Origin of the sequence: Rhizobium sp. RHZ01 (genome assembly GCF_014851595.1) — a bacterium.
Classification (GTDB): Bacteria; Pseudomonadota; Alphaproteobacteria; order Rhizobiales; family Rhizobiaceae; genus Rhizobium; species Rhizobium altiplani.
Window position 1 is genome coordinate 73528 of record NZ_JACUZZ010000016.1, and the last position, 19450, is coordinate 92977.

At 56.9% G+C, this 19450-nt stretch carries 21 protein-coding genes; 14 read left to right on the forward strand and 7 right to left on the reverse strand.

The window, feature by feature from the left end; all coding sequences use genetic code 11:
* Window positions 1–292: 292 nt before the first annotated feature.
* Window positions 293–652, reverse strand: a complete 360-nt coding sequence (locus tag IB248_RS17600; RefSeq protein WP_192241398.1) for a Rid family hydrolase — start codon at window positions 650–652, stop codon at window positions 293–295.
* 109 nt (window positions 653–761) lie between these two features.
* Entirely contained in the window at window positions 762–1622 is an 861-nt protein-coding gene (locus tag IB248_RS17605) for a LysR substrate-binding domain-containing protein (RefSeq protein ID WP_169682431.1), read from the reverse strand.
* Window positions 1623–1922: 300 nt separating this feature from the next.
* Here IB248_RS17605 and speB point away from each other — a divergent pair, with 300 nt between their 5' ends.
* The 9 genes from speB (at window position 1923) to IB248_RS17655 (ending at window position 9961) form a co-directional block, all read left to right on the forward strand.
* Window positions 1923–2984 carry an agmatinase gene (gene speB / locus IB248_RS17610; protein ID WP_192241399.1) on the forward strand — a complete coding sequence of 354 codons (1062 nt, stop codon included), beginning with the start codon at window positions 1923–1925 and terminating at the stop codon, window positions 2982–2984.
* Between the two features lie 57 nt (window positions 2985–3041).
* Complete coding sequence (locus IB248_RS17615; RefSeq protein ID WP_026372030.1) at window positions 3042–3827, forward strand: transporter substrate-binding domain-containing protein; 786 nt, start codon at window positions 3042–3044, stop codon at window positions 3825–3827.
* A 36-nt stretch (window positions 3828–3863) separates the two neighbouring features.
* Window positions 3864–4532 (forward strand): amino acid ABC transporter permease, encoded by a 669-nt coding sequence (locus IB248_RS17620; RefSeq protein WP_192241400.1) that lies wholly within the window; start codon window positions 3864–3866, stop codon window positions 4530–4532.
* On the forward strand, window positions 4529–5176 hold the full coding sequence (locus IB248_RS17625; protein ID WP_112648713.1) for an amino acid ABC transporter permease: 648 nt from the start codon (window positions 4529–4531) through the stop codon (window positions 5174–5176). The genes IB248_RS17620 and IB248_RS17625 overlap by 4 nt, the downstream gene beginning before the upstream one ends.
* 426 nt (window positions 5177–5602) lie before the next feature.
* Window positions 5603–7234, forward strand: coding sequence for a phosphoethanolamine--lipid A transferase (locus tag IB248_RS17635; RefSeq protein ID WP_192241451.1), 1632 nt, complete (start codon window positions 5603–5605; stop codon window positions 7232–7234).
* 47 nt (window positions 7235–7281) lie between these two features.
* On the forward strand, window positions 7282–7635 hold the full coding sequence (locus tag IB248_RS17640) for a response regulator (RefSeq protein WP_018859077.1): 354 nt from the start codon (window positions 7282–7284) through the stop codon (window positions 7633–7635).
* Entirely contained in the window at window positions 7632–8345 is a 714-nt protein-coding gene (locus IB248_RS17645; protein ID WP_192241401.1) for a phosphatase PAP2 family protein, read from the forward strand. Before IB248_RS17640 ends, IB248_RS17645 begins: the two co-directional genes overlap by 4 nt.
* Before the next feature lie 93 nt (window positions 8346–8438).
* Entirely contained in the window at window positions 8439–9200 is a 762-nt protein-coding gene (gene cmoA / locus IB248_RS17650; protein ID WP_018859079.1) for a carboxy-S-adenosyl-L-methionine synthase CmoA, read from the forward strand.
* Window positions 9201–9211: 11 nt separating this feature from the next.
* Window positions 9212–9961: an isoprenylcysteine carboxylmethyltransferase family protein gene (locus IB248_RS17655; RefSeq protein ID WP_192241402.1), complete on the forward strand. Its 750-nt coding sequence runs from the start codon at window positions 9212–9214 to the stop codon at window positions 9959–9961.
* A 296-nt stretch (window positions 9962–10257) separates the two neighbouring features.
* Here IB248_RS17655 and IB248_RS17660 read toward each other — a convergent pair whose 3' ends face one another.
* From IB248_RS17660 to IB248_RS17675, 4 genes are all read right to left on the reverse strand, one after another.
* Complete coding sequence (locus IB248_RS17660; RefSeq protein WP_192241403.1) at window positions 10258–10485, reverse strand: hypothetical protein; 228 nt, start codon at window positions 10483–10485, stop codon at window positions 10258–10260.
* A 368-nt stretch (window positions 10486–10853) separates the two neighbouring features.
* Complete coding sequence (locus IB248_RS17665; protein ID WP_192241404.1) at window positions 10854–11381, reverse strand: dual specificity protein phosphatase family protein; 528 nt, start codon at window positions 11379–11381, stop codon at window positions 10854–10856.
* Between the two features lie 72 nt (window positions 11382–11453).
* Window positions 11454–12806, reverse strand: coding sequence for a HAMP domain-containing sensor histidine kinase (locus IB248_RS17670; protein WP_192241405.1), 1353 nt, complete (start codon window positions 12804–12806; stop codon window positions 11454–11456).
* Window positions 12793–13470 (reverse strand): winged helix-turn-helix domain-containing protein, encoded by a 678-nt coding sequence (locus tag IB248_RS17675; protein ID WP_018859085.1) that lies wholly within the window; start codon window positions 13468–13470, stop codon window positions 12793–12795. Before IB248_RS17675 ends, IB248_RS17670 begins: the two co-directional genes overlap by 14 nt.
* Window positions 13471–13675: 205 nt before the next feature.
* Here IB248_RS17675 and IB248_RS17680 point away from each other — a divergent pair, with 205 nt between their 5' ends.
* From IB248_RS17680 to IB248_RS17700, 5 genes are all read left to right on the forward strand, one after another.
* The gene (locus IB248_RS17680; protein ID WP_192241406.1) at window positions 13676–13939 is read left to right on the forward strand and encodes a hypothetical protein; all 264 of its coding nucleotides are present in this window, start codon (window positions 13676–13678) and stop codon (window positions 13937–13939) included.
* Window positions 13940–13951: 12 nt separating this feature from the next.
* Window positions 13952–14728: a hypothetical protein gene (locus IB248_RS17685; RefSeq protein ID WP_192241407.1), complete on the forward strand. Its 777-nt coding sequence runs from the start codon at window positions 13952–13954 to the stop codon at window positions 14726–14728.
* Between the two features lie 161 nt (window positions 14729–14889).
* Window positions 14890–15585: a phosphatase PAP2 family protein gene (locus tag IB248_RS17690; protein WP_246779267.1), complete on the forward strand. Its 696-nt coding sequence runs from the start codon at window positions 14890–14892 to the stop codon at window positions 15583–15585.
* A gap of 176 nt (window positions 15586–15761) precedes the next feature.
* On the forward strand, window positions 15762–16430 hold the full coding sequence (locus IB248_RS17695) for a response regulator (protein ID WP_192241409.1): 669 nt from the start codon (window positions 15762–15764) through the stop codon (window positions 16428–16430).
* 1 nt (window position 16431) lies between these two features.
* A complete protein-coding gene (locus tag IB248_RS17700; protein WP_192241410.1) occupies window positions 16432–17841 on the forward strand; it encodes a sensor histidine kinase in 1410 nt (469 codons plus the stop codon).
* A 719-nt stretch (window positions 17842–18560) separates the two neighbouring features.
* Here the strand turns inward: IB248_RS17700 and IB248_RS17705 are convergent.
* Window positions 18561–19442: an ABC transporter permease gene (locus tag IB248_RS17705; protein WP_192241411.1), complete on the reverse strand. Its 882-nt coding sequence runs from the start codon at window positions 19440–19442 to the stop codon at window positions 18561–18563.
* Window positions 19443–19450: the final 8 nt, after the last annotated feature.

A 19450-nucleotide genomic window follows, 5' to 3' on the forward strand; every position in this document is an offset into this window, starting at 1 on the left:
TTTTTTAATCTACGTTTTGCCCATGCCGACCGATGGATAAAAAGCAACATGGTTCGAGAACACGTTCATCAAACGGCGGTGGGGCAATGATTGGCACCTTTTCAGGTGACCGGCCCAGTTCGGGTTGTTGCGCTCGATGGCCTGCCGGTACCCACCGTGGACAGCCTGGTTGCTGCGTTGAATGAGCGGGACGCAAGGGGTTGGCCGCTTCTCAGGCGCTTCCTCGACCAGCATTGTCACGTTGGCGCAAGTCGCGACGACTGTCACTGCAATAAGCATACCGTCAACGGCTTCACGGCGAGGCAAACTCTTCGGTTTTCCGCCAAGCGATCACGTCTACCCGGATATCGCACAAGCGTGGCAGAGTCCGATCTTCAAAAGTGGTTCTCCGCGGTGTCGTGCCGGCAGCTACCCATCCTTCCCAAACGGCATTCATTTCGTCAAAATCCATGAGATCCCGAAGCCAGATATTTGCTTGAATCAGTTCGTCCCTATCGGTGCCCGCCTCTTTGAGAAGGGTATCAAGGCGATGAAGAATTTCGGTCGTCTGCGCACTTACGCTGTCCCCCGCGGCGGAGCTGGCGATCTGGCCGACAATATGGACTGTTTGGAGTGGCGTTTCCTCGTCCACGGACGAGTGCTCGATAGCCATCGGCCGGTATCCTTGTTTCACTTGGCATGCCGGTTGCTGCCGAAGGTCAGATTGCAGCCATCGCGCCAGTTGAACAGGCTGTTTTATTTTTCGCGGCTATAACGGGTCGTTATGGGCGGTCCGCCATGGCGGTGTGTCGTGACACGAACTCGACAAGATAACGGACGCCCTCGGATGCCTCGGACTGGGCATAGAATCCAATTTCGATCCGCACTGCGCCAGGTAGGTCGGCGGCCTTGTCCAGCGCACGACATCCCTCGGGGATAGTGGCTTCAAGCATAGGACCGACGCCAATGCCGACCCTTACCGCCGTTGCCATCGCGACCAACGTGGAAGCAACGCATGCCGTCTTCCATTTTATGTTCCGCTGCGACAACGTCGCGATGGTGCGGACATTCCAGGGGCAGCTCTCATCAAACATGATCACCGGGAGCGGCCTGCTTGCGTCGACCACGAAATCCGATCTGACAACCCAGGTGAGATACTCGGTCCAGATCAGGATGGGTTTCCGATTGAGGACGGTGATATCGCAAACAACGATATCGAGTTTCCCTTCTTCAAACATCTCTGCCAGACGCCGGTTGGGCTCGACGATTATGTCGATGTCGACCTTGGGGTTCTGAGCCCTGAAGTCACGAAGGATATTTATCAGTCGACTGGCGGCGAAGTCCTCGACGACTCCGAGACGGATGCGCCCTTGAAGTATCTTTCCGGTGAGCCTGCGGCCGACCTCGTCGGAAAGGACCACGATCTCTCGGGCGTAGGCCACCATGATCTGGCCGTGAGCGGTGAGCTCAAGTCCTTTGGACGACCGGGAAAAGAGCGTTACCCCCACGAGCTCCTCGAGCTTGCGGATCTGCATGCTCACCGCCGCTTGAGTTCGGTGCAATTTGGCAGCAGCGCCGTTGACCGTGCCGATTTCGGCGACCGTCAGGAACGCCCGCAACAAATATGAATCGAGATCAAGCATTAGGCGGGTTCTTCGTCTGCGTTAAACCAGCCGTGCGACGGTCTCCGTCTTCGGCTAAGCGTGGACATTGTACGATCTGAAGTTCATGCGCAACGGCCAGAAGCTTTGCCGTCGTCTGTAATGTCATAATCGCCCCCCACGTCCAGCTTATAAGGTTTTCTGAACGGACCCGCTGCTGAATGCTGCAATGGGAGCGACTTGAGTATCAGAAATCGTTATAGGCCCTCACGAAATATCAAGGTTGTAAAGCCTTTTGGCTCGGCGAATGATGGCATCTCGGATCAAACGGGGGAGCTTGTCTTGACGATTGACCAGGATTTTCTGGAGGACCTACGCCGTCGCTTCGGCAATGCCGCCGGCGGTGAAATGCAGGATCCACATTTTCGCGAAGTTGCTGCAAGCGTCTTCAAGGATGGCGACAGCCGCAAATGGCCGTTTGCCGATCCGGCGACCTTCCTTGGCGCGTCCTTCATCGAGAACGGCATCAGGCCGGAGGTTTTGGAGGCCCTTGATGTAGCTCTTATCGGCGTGCCAATGGACCTTGGCGTAACCAATCGAGCCGGATCACGGTTGGGCCCGAGGGCTGTCCGGGGGATCGAACGTGTCGGACCCTACGAGCATGTTCTTCGGGTCGCGCCGATGGGCAAGCTCAAGGTCGCTGATGTCGGTGACGTTCCGATGAGAAGCCGCTTTGATCTCGCCGGTTGCCACGCGGACATCGAGGCCTGCTACCGCATGGTCGCCAATACCGGAGTGATCCCCTTGTCCGTGGGGGGTGACCATTCCATTTCCGGCGCGATCCTCAAGGGATTTGCAAGCCGTACTCCTGTTGGAATGATCCACATCGATGCCCATTGTGATACGGCCGGGCCATATGAGGGCTCCAAGTTCCATCACGGCGCGCCGTTCCGGGAGGCTGTCCTCGCCGGTGTCCTCGACCCCAAGAGAACGATCCAGATCGGCATTCGAGGAGGAGCCGAATACCTCTGGGAATTCTCTTTCGCTTCGGGCATGACGGTTATACACGCCGAGGAAGTCGCGGAGATGGGCATCAAGGCCGTCATCGCGCGCGCACTCGAGGTTGTCGGTTCCGGCCCGACATATATCAGTTTTGATGTCGACAGCCTGGATCCCGCCTTTGCGCCGGGAACTGGAACACCGGAGGTTGGTGGACTGCTTCCGAGAGAAGTTCTCGCCATGCTGCGCGGTTTCCGAGGCGTGAATCTCGTCGGCGGCGACGTGGTGGAGGTCGCGCCGCAGTATGACGCGACTACCAATACTGCCCAGATAGCCGCACAGGTGCTGTTCGAACTGCTTTGCCTTGCCATGTTCAGTCCGTCCGCACGCAAGCGGGCCGCCTGAAACAGTCGGACCTGTCTTCAAAATCCAAAACCAAGAAAAAGGGAACATAAAATGAATATGAGCAAACTAGGAAGAGCCATCGCCGCTGCTGCCGCATTCACTCTGGTCGGACTGTCGGCACATGCCGACGACCTCGCCGACATCAAGGCCGCCGGCCAAATCAGTGTCGGCATTTTCTCTGATTTCCCTCCATTCTCGTCGGCCAGCGCCGACATGAGCCTCAAGGGATATGATGTCGATGTCGCCCAGAGCATTGCCGACAGTCTTGGTGTGAAGCTCAACCTCGTAAGTGTCACCGGACAAAACCGAATTGCCTATCTGAACGACAAGCGCGTCGATATTCTGATGAGCGTCGGCTTTTCCAAGGAGCGTGCCGAGGTCATCGATTTTGCTGCTGCCTACGCCCCGTACTACATCGCGGTCATAGGCCCGGCAGCTGTCTCGATCAAAGGCAAGGATGACCTTGCCGACAAGACAATTGCGGTTAACCGCGGCACGCTCGAAGACACCTCGTTGACGGCTGCAGCACCGGCATCGGCAACGATCCAGCGCTTCGAAAACTACAATTCGGTCATACAGGCCTTCATTTCTGGTCAAACCGAGTTGATGGTGGTCGGAAACGATGTTGGAGCGCAGGTCCTGGCACGCCAGGACGCGTTGAAACCCGAGCAAAAGTTCCAGCTCTTGACGTCGCCTTCGCACATCGCCCTCCGCAAGGGCGAGGAGGGTCTCAAGAGCACCGTCAACGACGTCGTTGCCAAGATGATCTCGGAAGGGAAACTCGACGCAAGCTCGAAGGCCTGGTTGAAGACGCCACTCAACCCTGAAAACCTGAAGGATTGATCGAAATGAGTGCTCCCCGCCGTGAAAGGAGTGGCGATGACCTATAGCCTTGGCTTCGACTGGCTCTGGGGCGGTGCGGGAGCGCTGGCATATGGTGCGGGCATGACGCTTTTCCTGATTGCCTGCACCACCGTCTTCGGAACGGTGCTAAGTGTCTTCGGTGCTGCCGCGCGAAGAGGTCGGTTCGGCTGGCTGCGACGGGGAGTTGGCATCTATGTTGAAGTGATCCGCAACACGCCGTTTCTCGTCCAGCTGTTCTTCATCTTCTTTGGCCTTCCAACCATTGGAATCCGTCTCGATCCTGTAACTGCGGCAATACTTGCCATGACCCTCAACATGGCGGCCTATACGACCGAGGTTGTCGGCGCGGGCCTCGATGCGATCCCGAAAGGGCAAAGCGAAGCGGCACTGGCGCTTGGGCTGAAGCCGAGACACGTGTTTTTTAAAGTCGTCTTGCCCCAGGCGCTAAAGGTTATCTTCCCGGCCCTGACAAGCCAGATCGTCATCATGATGCTGGAATCAGCCGTGGTCTCACAGATTTCCGTTCGGGAACTGGCGCAGGAGGCCGATCTTTTGCAGGCCCGCACGTTTCGTTCATTTGAGACTTATCTGGTCGTAACGATGATCTATCTTGCCATGTCGGCAAGCCTCAGGCGGTTGCTGATCGCTGGCGGTCGTCGGTTTCTTGGAGCGGGGATATCATGATCGAGTTCACGTTCTGGGATATTTTGCGCAATCTTGCCTTCGCGACGCGTTGGACAGTTCTCTTGTCGATCGCCGCCTTTGTCGGCGGGGCAACGGTCGGCATGGCAATCCTCTTTGCTCGGATATCGCAGTCCTTTTGGCCACGGCGGCTCGCGTCAGGCTACATAGCGCTATTCCAGGGAACACCTCTGCTCATGCAGCTTTTCCTGATGTTCTTTGGATTGCCCATGTTGGGATTCCGGATTGAGCCTTGGACGGCTGCCGTGTGCGGGCTGACGCTTTATGCCAGTGCCTATCTGGCCGAGATATGGCGCAGCGGTGTCGAGGCACTTCCGCGTGGCCAGTGGGACGCGGGCGCAAGCCTTGGTCTGCACCGCTTGCAGGAACTTCGGCTTATCATCCTGCCACAGGCTTTCCGAATAACTCGCGCGCCGACCGTCGGGTTTCTGGTGCAGCTGATCAAGAGCACCGCCTTGACGTCCATTCTCGGCTTTGAGGAACTGATGAGGACAGCAAATGCGATCAACAACGCCACGTTCGAGCCCTTCAAGGTTTACGGCCTCGTTGCTGCAATCTTCTTTGCCCTGTGCTATCCGTTGACCGAGTACGCGCGAAAGCTCGAGAGAGACGCCCCAATTCGTTGATAACGGCTTAGAGAGAGACCTTACGGATTTCCTGTATCGCACCAGCCATAGATTGGGACCATCCGTTAGCTGGGCTTCCTTCCGGGCCTCTATTTTGCCGGCCTTGACTTTGCCGGCCTTGACTTTGCCTCCACGCGCAACTCAGGCAGCATTTTGGCGATCGCGGCTCCTCGCCTAATCGAACGCATCGCAAGGCATTTATGACGGCGTCCATATGGGCGAAGTCGTCGCCGTCAGCCAATTCCTGGTGCAGGGGCCATTTGTGTCCGTTTCATCCCCTTGGCGACATTGCCGTTGAGCGACGCAAAGGGCTCCAGTGACGGCAGCCGCGACCGTTGGATCACCTTCATCTCTTTCGATTTCAGGTAACTGTCAGCAACCCTCTCCAAAACGGGTGTTTGCATCGGAGAGGTAAAATTGACGAACATGCCTGCACATGTGAGCTCGCTGCGGCCGAGGATTGGAAGCATCCCGCTCTGCGTACTGACAAGCTGCTACATCCTACTATTCTGCAACAACACGTTCTGGCGGAAGGCAACTGACTATCTCGGAAGCGGAAGCGGCTCGCTATGGGCGTTGTACCTCGCGATGTCGGCGCTGTTCATTGCTGTAATTACTCCATTTTCGACTAAGTACCTCATCAAGCCGTTTTTGATCTTCTTGATCGTCGTCGCCGCCGTGGCGTCCTATTTCACAGACACGTTTGGGGCGGTTATCGACAGTGACATGATCCGCAACGCGATGGAGACAACGCCTGCGGAAGCGCAACACCTGATCACGTTCGAATTCATTGTTCACGTTGCGATCTTCGGGGTCGTGCCATCTCTTGTGATCGGCTGGGCAAAGATTGTTCACCGCCCGTTCCTGAGAAAGGTTATCTGGAACCTGACAGCAATCACCGCCTCACTCGCGATCTTCGGAATCTGTGGCGTGACCTATTCTAGGGAGTACACCGCTACCGTCAGGGAACGGCGGGACATCGCAAAGAGCTTCAATCCCGTCACGCCGATTGTCAGCACGGTTCGTTACATCTTGAACGCAGGGAAAGAGGCATCGATTGTGGTTCAGCCAGTCGGTGCCGACGCTACGGTCAAACCTCCCGAACCGCCTATCAACAAGCCGCGGGTTACGATAATTGTCGCCGGCGAGACTGCGCGCGCGGAGAATTTTTCGCTTGGTGGATATTCGCGCGAAACCAATCCGCGCCTCAAGGCCGCAAATGTCATCTATTTTCCAAATACAACCAGCTGCGGCACGGCTACCGCGACCTCTATTCCCTGCATGTTTTCGCGGTTCACTCGTGCGGATTTCACCCACGCAAAGGCTATGGCGAATGAATCACTTCTAGACGTGCTGGCTCATGCAGGAATTGGCGTTGCCTGGTTCGACAACAATACGGGCAGTAAGGGCGTTGCTGATCGTGTCCAATACCTCGACTTGGCGAATTCGAAAGATCCGCGATTCTGCCAGGGAGGCGAGTGCCTTGACGGCATCTTCCTGGACAAGCTTGATGGCTGGTTGGATCATGTCAAAGGCGATAGCGTTCTGGTACTCCATCAGCTGGGCAGCCACGGACCCGCTTACTATCTACGATATCCCGAACATCAAGGTAGGTACGTTCCCGACTGCCGTACCCCTGAGCTTGGCAAGTGTTCGACCGGGGAGATCGTCAATGCCTATGACAATTCGATCCTCTATACGGACGACTTCATCGCGACCGTCATCGACCGCCTCAAGTCCCGTTCGGGCAAGATGGCGACGGGCCTGATCTACATGTCCGATCATGGGGAGTCCCTCGGCGAGAAGGGGCTCTACCTTCATGGAACACCGTATATGTTTGCTCCCTCGCAGCAGACACATGTGCCGTTCCTAACTTGGTTTGACAACGACTTCAGTAAGTCGATGGATCTGGACACGGCTTGCCTCCGAAGAGATGCACTTGCCGCGACGTCTCACGACAACCTGTTCCACAGCGTGCTCGGTATGATGAACGTGGAGACGTCGGTTTACGACAAGCGGCTCGACGTATTCGCAAAGTGCAGGAGTCGAAATTCATGAACATCGTTTCCACGCGACAGCAACACAACAGATAGGAGCGCGATCCTGTGAACGTGCTTGTCGTCGAGGACAACATTAACATCGGAGACGCGATATCGGCCCATGTGGTGGCCGATGGGCATCGCGTTGATTGGTGTGTGAACCTCAAGGACGCTGCCTGTCGGCTCACATCGAAGAAGTATGACCTGGTGCTTCTCGACCTGCGCCTGCCGGACGGCAATGGCCTGTCTCTTCTGCGGGACATTCGCAGGGGAGATGACAAGACCCCGGTTATCATTATGACAGCACAGGACCAATACAGCGATCGACTGGCGGGAATTGAGGGAGGGGCGGACGATTTCCTCGTCAAACCTTTCGACCTTGACGAGCTTTCGGTACGGATGAGGCTGGTTAAGCAATGAGGCGCGCGATCGGCAATGCGCGTGCGCGATTGAGCTCGAAAATTGCCTATAGGGCTATACCCTTCGCGTTACTCCTATTGGCTCTCGCGGTTCTCTTCTACTTCTCGGTCGAGGTAGGTGAGGGCGACACGCTGGCTTGGGATCAGGCGTTCCTGCTTGCGTTGAGGCACGCTGACGATGTTGCCCTGCCGCTCGGACCTGCGTGGATAACAACGACGATGGTGAACTTCACGAGCCTCGGTGGCGTGGCCGTTCTTCTGTTCATCACGCTGGCCACTACCGGTCTCCTGCTGGTTTCACGCCGGCCCGTCGAAGCGCTGTTCCTTTGTGTTGCGCTTGCGGGCGGTTGGCTTTCCAGCAATACTCTGAAGCTATGGGTGGTGCGGCCCCGCCCAGACGTAGTCACCCATTTGGCGGCGGTCGGCGATGCCAGTTTTCCAAGCGGTCACGCGATGGTTTCGGCGGCAACCTATCTGGCACTGGCAATTGTCGCCTCCCGATTTCTGTCTGCGCCAGCCCAGAAAGCATATATATTCACGGTCGCTGGCACGCTTATCTGCACGATAGGCGTCAGCCGAATTTACCTCGGCGTACATTATCCAACTGATGTCCTCTTCGGGTGGTGCGCGGGCTCCCTTTGGACGTTCGCGTGCTGGCTCACTTTCAGGCGGTTTTTCCGCCATCGATCTGACGGAGACGCTTTCAGGTAGCCGTCAGACTACTGTGACCAAATCGTGGCGCGCCGGGTGTGCTTTGGGGAAGAAAGCCCGCCCATATAACATTGATATACATGTGGAGCGGATATGACCGACCCGTCTAACCGTCTTGTCTTGCATACGAATTCGCGCGACGAGGTGTTTGCCGACGAACGCGATTCAGTTGCGGACTTCTCGTTCAATTCCACCGTCGCGAACGTATTCGATGACATGGTCAGCCGCTCGGTCCCGTTCTACGGGGAAATGCAGCGGATGGTTTGCGAGTTGGCCCGGGATTTTGCTCAGCCTCAGTCCAACCTCTACGACATTGGTTGCTCGACGGCCACGACGCTCCTCGCACTCGACCACGTCGTCGACAACCACGTGGACTTCGTCGGTATCGACAACGCCCCGGAGATGCTCAAAAAAGCTGCCGAGAAGATCGAGGACTCGGGAACAAACCGATCTATCGAGCTCGTCACAGGCGACCTTCACCGCGGCTTCTCCGTGGAAAACGCCAGCGTCGTGACGATGTTGTTGACTTTGCAATTTGTACGGCCGCTCTTTCGCGAGCGGGTGATGAAAACGATCTACGACGGTCTTAACGAACACGGATGCTTGCTGCTGATCGAGAAGTTGACCAGCGAGGACACGACCTTCAACAGGCTCTTCATCGACCATTATTACGACTTCAAGCGGCGTAACGGGTATTCCTCGATCGAAATATCAAAGAAGCGGGAGGCGTTGGAAAACGTTCTCATCCCTTACCGTCTCGAGGAGAACACCCAATTGCTCAAAGAGGTGGGCTTCAAGAGCACCGAAGTGTTCTTCCGTTGGTATAATTTCTGCGGCATCGTCGCGGTCAAGTGAGACAAGAAGCCATGAAGGATCTCATGCTGTCGATCGGGAATTTCTTTTTCAAGTACCGAAACCAGGCGTTTCCGCTCATCATCGTCGCATTGTTTGTTGCTGCACCGCCGGCCGCGACGGTTCTGGGCAGTGCGACGCTCGAACAGTGGAAAGACGCCGCCGCACTGCTCATCGTATCCGCGGGTTTGATACTGCGCGCAACCGTGATCGGTTATGCCTATATCAAGCGTGGCGGCCTGAATAAGCGGGTCTATGCCAAGGACCTGGTCACGGAAGGCATGTTCGGTGTTTGCCGCAACCCGTTGTACGTTGGGAACATGCTCATTTACTCCGGGCTCTTCCTGTTCCACGGCAATCCAGTGGTCGTTGCCGTCGGATGCTTGTTGTTCGGGTTTATCTACCAGTGCATCATTTACGCCGAAGAAGAGTTCTTGGCTGACAAGTTCGGGGAGGCCTACAGCGCGTACTGCCGGGACGTCCCCAGGTGGGGGCTCAAGCTGAGTGCATTCTCGGCATCCACGGAAGGAATGGCATTCAATTTCAGGCGCGTTATTGCCAAGGACTACTCGACGATGTCGTCTGCGCTGATCGCGCTGTTGGCTACCGAGTTCTACAGGGTGGCGGCAGATTCTATATCGGATCAGGAGCTCTCTTATGCGATGGTGCTTGTCGGGCTTTTCATTGCGGTGATTGTACTTACTGGTCTGGTGAGCTCGATGAAGAAAATGGGTGTCTTTGACGAGCTGAAAGCGGCACGCTGAAATCTCTTTCGCGCGAGTTTCCTCGGGCCGAACTGCAGGCTGGCTAAGGTTCTGGAGTTCGGTTTTGAGTTTTGGGGGGCGCCGGAGAGTGTCCTCGCACTGGGCGATCTTGAAGACCGTATCGACTGGCCTGCTGCCGGTTTTCACCGACGAGCCGACGACGCCGAGGATTGTCTGCCTGCCAGGCATTCTGTCGTGAACGGCTTCCACATATGGTAACCCCCCTGGGTGACGGTAACTGAGCGCTTCGGTCAGCCGGAATGCGGAGGAACGTGTAAGTGCCTAGTGTGGTGCTACTAGTCTGATAGCTTGAACAGCGCGCGTGCACGATCGACCAGCTTGCGCCCCGCGGAGCGTCTAGGCATTTCAAAAATGATGCTGGAGAGGCGGCGGTAGCTGTCGTCGGGAAAGGTAAGTGCTGTAGCTCCGGGCCAGGCCGACGACGTGTTCTTGAAGAGAAAGCTGTGGTTGTCGGTGATGCAAGCTGCAGCGCTGGTCTCGAAATCCGCGAAATCGGGATTCATAGCTTCGATCTTCTTGCCGCCGACTACCAGCGTGGCGCCACCGGGGTTCCAATCATCGCTCGTATTGAAATAGAGAATATGCGTCCCGTGACGTTCCTGAAACGGTTATATGGGGCAGGCGGTTGGTGGGCGTCATCTCGATGCGAACGGAGTCTCTCGGAAGCGATGGCGGGTGCCACGACAGGCGACCGTGTTTCGACCGGCCAAAAGCCTTTCGACTTCTAGTCCTCAGAGATGGCCACCGTCGGGGCAGAGTTCGCCGATCTTCGAGGACGGCACCCCGTCGTACTGTGCAAGACGGATGGATTGGCGAGTCGGCCGAAAAATCCAGCCTAACCCCTTAGCCCGAAATGAACTTCCAGATTTTCCTAGCTCTTATCCATGGCATATGCTGCCGAAAGACGAGGGATACCCACATGGCCAAAATAGTAAGATAGCTGCCGCTCGGCGGCTTCTTCGTCGCGCCCAGCTATCCGACTGACGTACAGTGCTGAAGGAAGTCCCGTACGATCTGCACCTGCCTGGCAGTGAATCAGGATAGGCTTCGGAAGGCTTGCCATGAGCGCCACAAGACGGTCGGCCTGCTCAGGTGTGAGAACCTGGGAGGCTGACATCGGGCAGTCAACATGCTCGACGCCAAGTTTGCCCGCGGTCGCGAGTTCCGCGGAATACCATGTTCCCTTGTCGCCACTCGCACGCAAATTGATGATCGATTTGATATCGTGGCTGGAGACATACCTCTCAAGTTGCCGGGGAGTTGGTTGAGCCGAGCGATACAATTGCCCTTCAATCACTGTGTGGAAATTGCCGGAAAGTTGAAGATAAAGCGGATAGCAACCGACCGCCGTTCCCACAGCAATCAGGCAAGCGAAAATCACCGAAGTACGTTTTGACATCAATGTTCCGCAGGTTTTGACTACTCACGGCCAAATGCCAGCCGAAGCTGACGGAGGCCTGAAGGACAGGGACTAGAGTGCTGGAAGCTGCACCGAAATCTTGACGCCAGGACTATTATCCCCAATCTCGATCCGCGCCCCGTGCAGATCGGCTATCGCCTTCACAAGGCTTAGTCCGAGACCGCTTCCCGGCCTCGTCCGGCTTTTGTCGAGGCGGTAGAGCCGTCGGAATACCTTGTCGCGCTCAGGGGCGGGTATACCGGGACCAGTGTCGGCTACCGTGATGACCGCGATCGGGCCATCGCGCCGCAGGGAAACGTTGATAACGGTGTCCGGAGGGCAATGCGCAATGGCGTTCTCAACCAGATTTACGACCATTTGAACCAGCAGTTCGCGGTCTCCATTGATATATGTCTCTCGGGACGGCTCGACGATCAGCCGTTGGTGATTGTCCTGCGCGACATCGGTGTAGACGTCCTCCACGAGATCAAGGAGTTCGCCGAGCCCTACCAAGCTGAAGCTCAGGCGGCGCGCGCCTGCTTCAATCTGTGAAATACGCAACAGCGCTTCAAACGTCGCGTTTATCTGATCGCACTCGTCATGCGCCTCGTCGAGAAACCTCGCGACGTCATCTTGTTCGCCGTGTGCTTGGCGTGCCTCCTCCAGGGTCAGCCGCAGGCGGTTGAGTGGTGTCTTCAGTTCGTGTGCGATGTCCGCGCTAACCTGGCGCATACCTTCGACCAGTCCTGCAAGCCGAACGAGTGCGTCATTGATCTGCTTGAAGACGTGGTCGAGATCATCATCTGCGTTTCGCAGCGGTATCCGGCTTTCCAGCTGCCCATTTGACACTTCCAGCATCGTCCGGGCAACGCCATCCAGGCGCTTTTGTGCCCGGCTTGCAAGGAATATGCCTCCGCCGACCGCCGCAAGGACAGCGAGGACCGCAGCCCAGATCAGGCTGACGAGCACCGTCCTCAGCATGGAGTCCATCTGCGCGAAGCTCCTGCCGACAACGAGCGTATTCTGGCCCAGTTTGGCTCCCTGCAGCCGGTAGACGGTGCTACCCTTCAAGCCGAGATCGGCCGATGTCACGGTAAAGACGCCCTCCGGAAGTATCGGCGCCTTGAAATTGCCAGCCAGTTTCTTCCCGGACCCATCAATCAAGGAGTAGACGCCGTCGTCAGCCGGTTTGAGATTAGCATAGCTATCGAGGGTGGTGACCAAGTCCTCAATGTCGTCAGGCGCATAGGTCGAGGAAACGACCTGGAACGTGTCGTTCAGCGCGGTGTCGAGCTGGGCGTTGAGGCCGTTGCGGAGCAGGTGATACATGATGCCACCAGTTGCTACGACTGTCAGGATGAACAGCAGCGCGAACGATAGCGCCAGGCGAAACGGCGTACTTCGTCTGAGGTTAGTTAGGCGCATGCAGGCTATATCCGGTATGACGGACCGTGTGCAGCAACTGCGCTTGAAACGGCTTGTCGATTTTGGCGCGAAGGCGGCTGATGTGCGTTTCAACGACGCTGGTTTTGGGATCGAAGTGGAAATCCCAGACCTTCTCGAGCAGCATGGTCTTCGTAAGCACGCGACCTTCTCCTCGCATCAGGACTTCGAGCAGTGTGAATTCCCTTGGTTGAAGCTCGATTGCCTGTCCAGCGCGCCTTGCCTGCCGTCGGATCAGGTCGAGTTCAAGGTCGGCCACCTTTAGGACCGTCTTTTGCTCTTGCACGGGAGGGCGTCGCAGGAGCGCATTGACCCTTGCGAGCAACTCCGAGAAGGCGAACGGCTTCACCAGATAGTCGTCGCCGCCCGCGTCGAGCCCTTCGACCCGATCATCCACGCCGCCGACCGACGTTAGAAACAGGGCAGGGGTGCTGACCCTGGCAGCGCGCAGTGACCGGACGATCGACAAACCGTCCAATCCCGGAAGCATGCGGTCAACGATGACGACATCGTACTCTTCCCGTTGTGCTTGGAAGAGGCCGTCTCGCCCATCCTTCATGACATCGCAAACATGTCCCGCCTCTCCGAAGCCCTTGGCAAGGAAGTCAGCTGTCTTGCGATCGTCTTCGATAACTAAAATCCGCATCAGATTCGCGTGCCATAGTTTCCTGACCGTTATCTGAACCACTGGCTTTTCGCCGATCTTTCGGAAAGCACACGGATCCGAAACGTAACCGATCTCGCGACCTTACGAAACCGTATGGTTGTGGCAAGGCGCCTGTATACGACGACGCATAGTGTCCCGCTACTGCCGCTCTGGGCAGCGGAGAAATCCTCAAAGGACACTCATCATGAAAACGATTGTTGCCGCCGCTGTTCTCAACGGGTTCGCTGCGCTTGGCTTCCTCGCTCTCTCCATTCCTGCGCATTCGGCCGTTCCCTGTGAAGAAATGCTGAAGGACATGCGCGCTGCCAAGGCCGGGGCGAAGCTCAGTGACGCAGACGTGCAAAAGGTCAACGACCTCGAAACGAAAGCCGTTGAACGCTGCAATGCCGACGATGACACCCGCTCGGACAAGTTCCTTGCCGAAGCAATGAAGATCATGGGCAAGTAAAGGAGCGGGCAGATGAAAGCGCTGGCACAGACCGCCCCCGTAAACCGGGTCCCCGAGGTCACAATTGATTTCTGGTTGATCAAACTCATGGCTGTGACGATGGGCGAAACGGCAGCGGACTATCTCGCAGTCAACCTCGGTCTAGGCCTGACGGTGACGTCGGTCATCATGACAGCGGTTCTCGTCGCGGTCGTGGCAATTCAATTCGCACAGAGACGCTATGTGCCTGCAAGTTACTGGGCGGCGGTTGTGCTGATCAGTGTTGTCGGTACACTGATCACGGACAATCTGGTTGATAATTTCGGGGTTCCGCTCGAGGCAACCACAATTGGATTTTCAATCGCACTCGCTGTGACGTTCGCCGTCTGGTTTGCGTTCGAACGCACACTGTCGATCCACACGATCTATACGACGCGACGCGAGGCGTTCTATTGGTTGGCTATCCTCTTCACATTTGCACTGGGCACGGCAGCGGGGGACCTGATCGCGGAAACGTTTGACTTCGGCTACCTGACGACAGCCCTCCTCTTTATGGTGGTCATCTGCGTTATTACTGCGGCCTATGCCCTCGCGGGCCTTAATTCAATCGTGGCGTTCTGGCTTGCCTACATATTTACCCGCCCGTTGGGTGCCTCTTTGGGTGATCTGCTGTCACAACCACTTGAGTACGGCGGGATGGGCTTCGGAACGATCTATACCAGCGTGCTCTTCCTCGGGCTGATCGTCGCAATCGTGATCTATATGACGCTGTCCCAAAGCTCGAGCGAGCCGACAGAAGCAACCCGTTAACTGTCGCAAAAGCTCATCGTCAGTCCGATTACCGGTTCAGGTGTTTGTCAGGCTATGATGAATATGGAACAGCCTCAGGCTTCATTCGTTGAGATTTTCTTATGGCGCACGTGAGCCAGTCGTCCTATACGCCAGCCCCTTCGGCCACGGCAGTACTCGCATTGATCGTCGCATGGTTCGCCTTGCTGGCCGCGTTCTATCTCCATCCTTCCCTCGACGTCGAGGTGTCCTCGTTCTTCTTCGCCGGCCCACTATGTGAGGCAGCTCTTCCCGATTTTGTCTGCGGGTACTTCCCACTTCGTCGACTGCAGGTCGTCGAACACGTAAGGCAGATACTGTACGTGCTTCCATTCGCAGCGGCAGCGCTGATTGTCGTGGTCGGCGCGAGTGGCGTTCTTTCAACGGAAATCCGCAAACGCATTCCGATGGGCAGGCTGGTGGTTGCGATCATAAGCCTTTGCTTGGGGCCGGGATTAATTGTAAACGGGTTTCTGAAAGCCTATTCGGGTAGACCTCGGCCTGTACAGACAAGTCTTTTCGGCGGCCCCTTCGATTTTGAAGCAGCCGGGACGTTCGTTGGTGAGTGTGCGAAAAACTGTTCTTTTGTCTCGGGCGAAGCCTCCGGGGCAGGGTGGCTGCTCTGTCTTCTCTTCCTGCTGCCGTCCCGTATTCGCCTGTGGGTTGGACCGCCATTGGTCGCAGGCTCGTTGACAATGGCAGGTTTACGTGTCGCAGTGGGTTCGCACTACGCGTCTGATGCCTTGCTTGGCTGGCTCTTGGCGATCATTCTCTTCATGGCATTGCTGATTGTCGAAGCCCGGATTGCCGACAAGCTGAAAGTCGGCTGGCCGCGGTGAACGCCCGGCCTATACGGCGCGGCGTGTTAATCCGGGAGTTCTGGCGGGTTCGCTCGAAAGCCTGTCGTAACCGCTGCCGACAATCGATGGCCATATCGAGCTATCTCGCACACATGGCGTTTGTATTGAGGCTCTCTCGCATTCAATAGACGGCTCGCATGTGCTAGGGACAGACTATGAAAATCCTGATCGTTGAAGACAATAAGGAACTTGCCGATTGGCTCGGTAAGGCGCTTCGGCAAGCCCAGTATGCAGTGGACATCGCCTTCGACGGCGAAGATGCCGAGTTGATGCTCAAGGTCGCGACCTATTCGGTCGTCATTCTTGACCTCTCCCTTCCCAAGATCGATGGCATGACGCTGTTGAAACGCATCCGCCAAAATGGCGAGAAGGTGCCCGTGATTATTCTGACGGCCAATGCCAGCCTTGACGGTCGGGTAGCCGGGCTTGATGGCGGCGCGGACGACTACCTCGCGAAGCCCTTCGAAATCGCGGAACTGGAAGCCAGGATCAGAGCGGTCGTACGACGCGGACAAGACAGGGCCGCGCCCGAAATCATGGTGGGCGATCTGAGATTTGCTGGCTCAACGCGTCAGTTCTTCATCGGCGGTGAACCGCTAGCCCTTACTCCGCGCGAACACGCGGTGCTGGAATACTTGGTTATGAAGGTGGGGACCACGGTGTCAAAGGCCACGCTGTCCGAAAGCGTATTCGGTTTCGATGACGAGGCCGACCCGACTGCAATCGAGATTTATGTTCACCGTCTGCGCAAGAAGCTTGAGAGAAGCTCAGCGCAGATCGCGACGTTGCGTGGTCTAGGCTATCTGCTCCGAGAAGCACAGTGATATGCGGCTGGCCTGGTACAACTATCCGCGGTCTGTTTTCGGGCGGCTTCGCGAAAGCCTGCGAGCGCAACTGCTTGCGTGGGTGATCCTGACGCTCTTCGGCGCGATCTGTTTCAATCTTTACGACAGCTTCCGAACCGCAGACGCCGCGTCGAAGCTTGTTACAGACCATACGTTGCTTGCCTCGGCCCGCGTCATCGCGGAAGCGGTTCGCGTTGACGCAGGAGGTACAGTTGAGGTCGATATCCCGCCTGCGGCAATCGAAATGTTCGACACCGGCTATGGTGACCAGGTCTTCTATCAAGTCATCACGGCCTGGGGAAATCTCGTCGCGGGCTTCCCCGAACTACCGTTGCCGACCGTCGAGCGGGTAGGGCAGGATCGTGCCTTTCGTAACGCCGGGGTACGAGCGCTCACGCTGAACCACCCGGTTGTTGGGCTCCCCAAAGACGGCGAAATCGCCGTGACGGTTGCGGTCACCCACAACGCTCAGTACGCGTTGCGGCGCCGTCTATGGTTCTCGGACTTCACGAAGCAGGTCGTCCTCGTGCTCCTCGCGGGCGTTGTCACGATTATTGGTCTCCAGCGTGGGCTCGCTCCCCTGCTTAGATTGCGCGATGCGGTTCGTGAGAGAGGTCGAGATCGGCTCGACCCTTTGTCACCGACGATGGTGCAATCCGAGCTGCGCCCACTGGTTCTCGCGCTCAACGACCATATGGAGCGGGTCCAAAACCAAATGGCCGCTCAACGGCGATTTGTCTCGAACGCAGCACATCAACTCCGCACGCCCCTTGCACTCATTTCAACGCAGGCCAGCGTTGCGGCAAGGGAGAAAAATACAGAGCGCCGCGATGAGGCCTTACAGGCGCTTCGCAACAGCACGCACCAGATATCGCGGCTTGCCAGTCAGCTCCTGACCCTGTCCCGTGCAGAGCCTGGAAGCAGACGGCCACGGACAGACGTCGTCGATCTCGTCGCCGTTGCAAGGGAGGTACTCGGCACGCAAGCCGAGGAAGCGCTTCGCCGTGGCATCGACATTGGGCTGGAGGAAAATGGTTCCGTCGACGTTGAGGGCGACGGCACCATGTTGCGGGAGATGCTGGTAAACCTCGTTGACAACGCCATCCGCTACACTCCTGCGCCTGGCCGGGTCACTGTGGCCGTAACGCGACAAAATGGGACAGCCGTGCTTCGTGTCGAGGACAACGGGCCGGGAATTCACCCAATGGAGCGCGAGCACGTCCTCGAGCGCTTCTATCGCATTATCGGCACCGAAGGGGAGGGAAGCGGCTTGGGGTTAGCCATCGTTCTTGAGGTGGCGACGGGTGCCGGTGGAACCGTTTGGCTGGATGGCGCCAAGGGTGGCGGACTGGTGGTAACCGTTCGGCTGCCTGCAAGAGCCAAACACTGAGCGTGTTAGCAGGCCCCAACATGCTCAGCCTCGCAGGAGACCAGGCTGACAGGGCAAGGTCGTCAAGTTGAAGGCGTTTCAGCCACCCGGGGGCCGGACTGTCGCAACAGATGGTTGGCTAGCACCAAAAAAATAGGGCCATCGATAGTCGAGGCCCAAGGTGTGGAGGTTTGAAACCTCCAGAGGGGAACGGTCGGTGCATGGGATGGGAGGTATTGCCCACGTTAATCACCGACTGCACAACATATACGGGCATTTTGTCGATAAAGCAATGGACCGGATCCATCTTTGGGTCTGCGCAGCTGACTAACACGCATAGGTAAACATCGGACCATCCTGGTTTTCAATGGTGGCGCTGCGTTGACGGTAAGCGACGACACACTACGAGTGTCTACGTCAGCAGGTGGCCCTTGCGCAGGGTTGCATTAGAAAGGGTCTTACAAGGGGCTGGCTGCCGCGACGAAAGATGCTGCCCCAGTTGCTGCGCTGGATCAGTGGGCGGGTCGGAGACCTCGTAGCTTTGGTTCTTCAGACATGGTGTCGCCTGACACCGAATTTGAACGACGACTCTCTGCGAAGGAGAAATTTCTAGGCGTTTACAGGTGTCAGATGATCGGCATCTATTGCTTTAAATCAACAGGTTATTGCGGTTGACGCAAGAAATAGATGAGGCCGGGCCCTACGAACCCAGCCCCATGGTCCTTGGGAGGACTAGCTGCTTATTGCGTGTCGATGTGCTGTTGCGGACGCCATTTCGCGAGCCTGTTTTCGATCAACGTCATGATGAATTCGGCGAAAAGCGTAACGACCATCACAAGCAGGATCGCGGCATACATTCCAGCAGCGTCGAATGTTCCTTTTGCGATTGAAATCAGCTGGCCGATGCCGAACCGAGCTCCGACGAACTCGCCAACAATCGCACCGATAATCGCGAAGCCGAAGGATACGTGCAGGCTGGCGAAGATCCAGCTCATGGCGGAAGGAATCACGACTGTGCGCGTTACTTGCCAGTCAGATGCTCCCAGGATGCGAGCATTGGCAATCATGTTGCGGTCTGCCTCGCGGACGCCCTGGAAGGCGTTGGCGAACACCACGAAGAACACCATGATGAAGGCGAGGGCAACCTTGGACGGTAGCCCAAGGCCCATGATCATGATGAATATCGGCGCGAGAACAACACGCGGGATCGAGTTGATCGCCTTGATGTAGACCGAGAAAATGTCCGACAGGAACTTGTTGCGGCCAAGGCCGATGCCGACGAATACGCCGGTGATCGATCCCGCGAAGAACCCGATCAGGGCTTCTTCCATTGTGACCCAGAGATTGTACCAGAGCGAGCCTTCGGTGGTTCCCTGCGTCGCCCATTCGTAAAGCCGCTGCATCACCTCGCTGGGGCTGGAATAGAAGAACGGATCTATCCAGTGCATGTTGGAGGAGAGCTCCCACATGCCGACGACAGCTACCAGGATAAATACCTGCCAGAAGAGAACGAGGTTCTTCCGGCGCTTTATGGCTTTCAGCGCAGTGGCTTCAATTTCGGCATCAGAGGTGCCGGCAGAGAAGACTGGCGCGGTTCGGGCCTCGAAAGTCGTGTATGCCATGTCTGATT

Bases quoted from the DNA above. Each gene is read 5' to 3' on its own strand.
- IB248_RS17600 (WP_192241398.1), bottom strand. From the start codon at position 652: ATGGCTATCGAGCACTCGTCCGTGGACGAGGAAACGCCACTCCAAACA.
- IB248_RS17605 (WP_169682431.1), bottom strand. From the start codon at position 1,622: ATGCTTGATCTCGATTCATATTTGTTGCGGGCGTTCCTGACGGTCGCC.
- IB248_RS17615 (WP_026372030.1), top strand. From the start codon at position 3,042: ATGAGCAAACTAGGAAGAGCCATCGCCGCTGCTGCCGCATTCACTCTG.
- IB248_RS17620 (WP_192241400.1), top strand. From the start codon at position 3,864: ATGACCTATAGCCTTGGCTTCGACTGGCTCTGGGGCGGTGCGGGAGCG.
- IB248_RS17625 (WP_112648713.1), top strand. From the start codon at position 4,529: ATGATCGAGTTCACGTTCTGGGATATTTTGCGCAATCTTGCCTTCGCG.
- IB248_RS17635 (WP_192241451.1), top strand. From the start codon at position 5,603: ATGCCTGCACATGTGAGCTCGCTGCGGCCGAGGATTGGAAGCATCCCG.
- IB248_RS17645 (WP_192241401.1), top strand. From the start codon at position 7,632: ATGAGGCGCGCGATCGGCAATGCGCGTGCGCGATTGAGCTCGAAAATT.
- cmoA (WP_018859079.1), top strand. From the start codon at position 8,439: ATGACCGACCCGTCTAACCGTCTTGTCTTGCATACGAATTCGCGCGAC.
- IB248_RS17655 (WP_192241402.1), top strand. From the start codon at position 9,212: ATGAAGGATCTCATGCTGTCGATCGGGAATTTCTTTTTCAAGTACCGA.
- IB248_RS17660 (WP_192241403.1), bottom strand. From the start codon at position 10,485: ATGAATCCCGATTTCGCGGATTTCGAGACCAGCGCTGCAGCTTGCATC.
- IB248_RS17665 (WP_192241404.1), bottom strand. From the start codon at position 11,381: ATGTCAAAACGTACTTCGGTGATTTTCGCTTGCCTGATTGCTGTGGGA.
- IB248_RS17670 (WP_192241405.1), bottom strand. From the start codon at position 12,806: ATGCGCCTAACTAACCTCAGACGAAGTACGCCGTTTCGCCTGGCGCTA.
- IB248_RS17675 (WP_018859085.1), bottom strand. From the start codon at position 13,470: ATGCGGATTTTAGTTATCGAAGACGATCGCAAGACAGCTGACTTCCTT.
- IB248_RS17680 (WP_192241406.1), top strand. From the start codon at position 13,676: ATGAAAACGATTGTTGCCGCCGCTGTTCTCAACGGGTTCGCTGCGCTT.
- IB248_RS17685 (WP_192241407.1), top strand. From the start codon at position 13,952: ATGAAAGCGCTGGCACAGACCGCCCCCGTAAACCGGGTCCCCGAGGTC.
- IB248_RS17695 (WP_192241409.1), top strand. From the start codon at position 15,762: ATGAAAATCCTGATCGTTGAAGACAATAAGGAACTTGCCGATTGGCTC.
- IB248_RS17700 (WP_192241410.1), top strand. From the start codon at position 16,432: ATGCGGCTGGCCTGGTACAACTATCCGCGGTCTGTTTTCGGGCGGCTT.
- IB248_RS17705 (WP_192241411.1), bottom strand. From the start codon at position 19,442: ATGGCATACACGACTTTCGAGGCCCGAACCGCGCCAGTCTTCTCTGCC.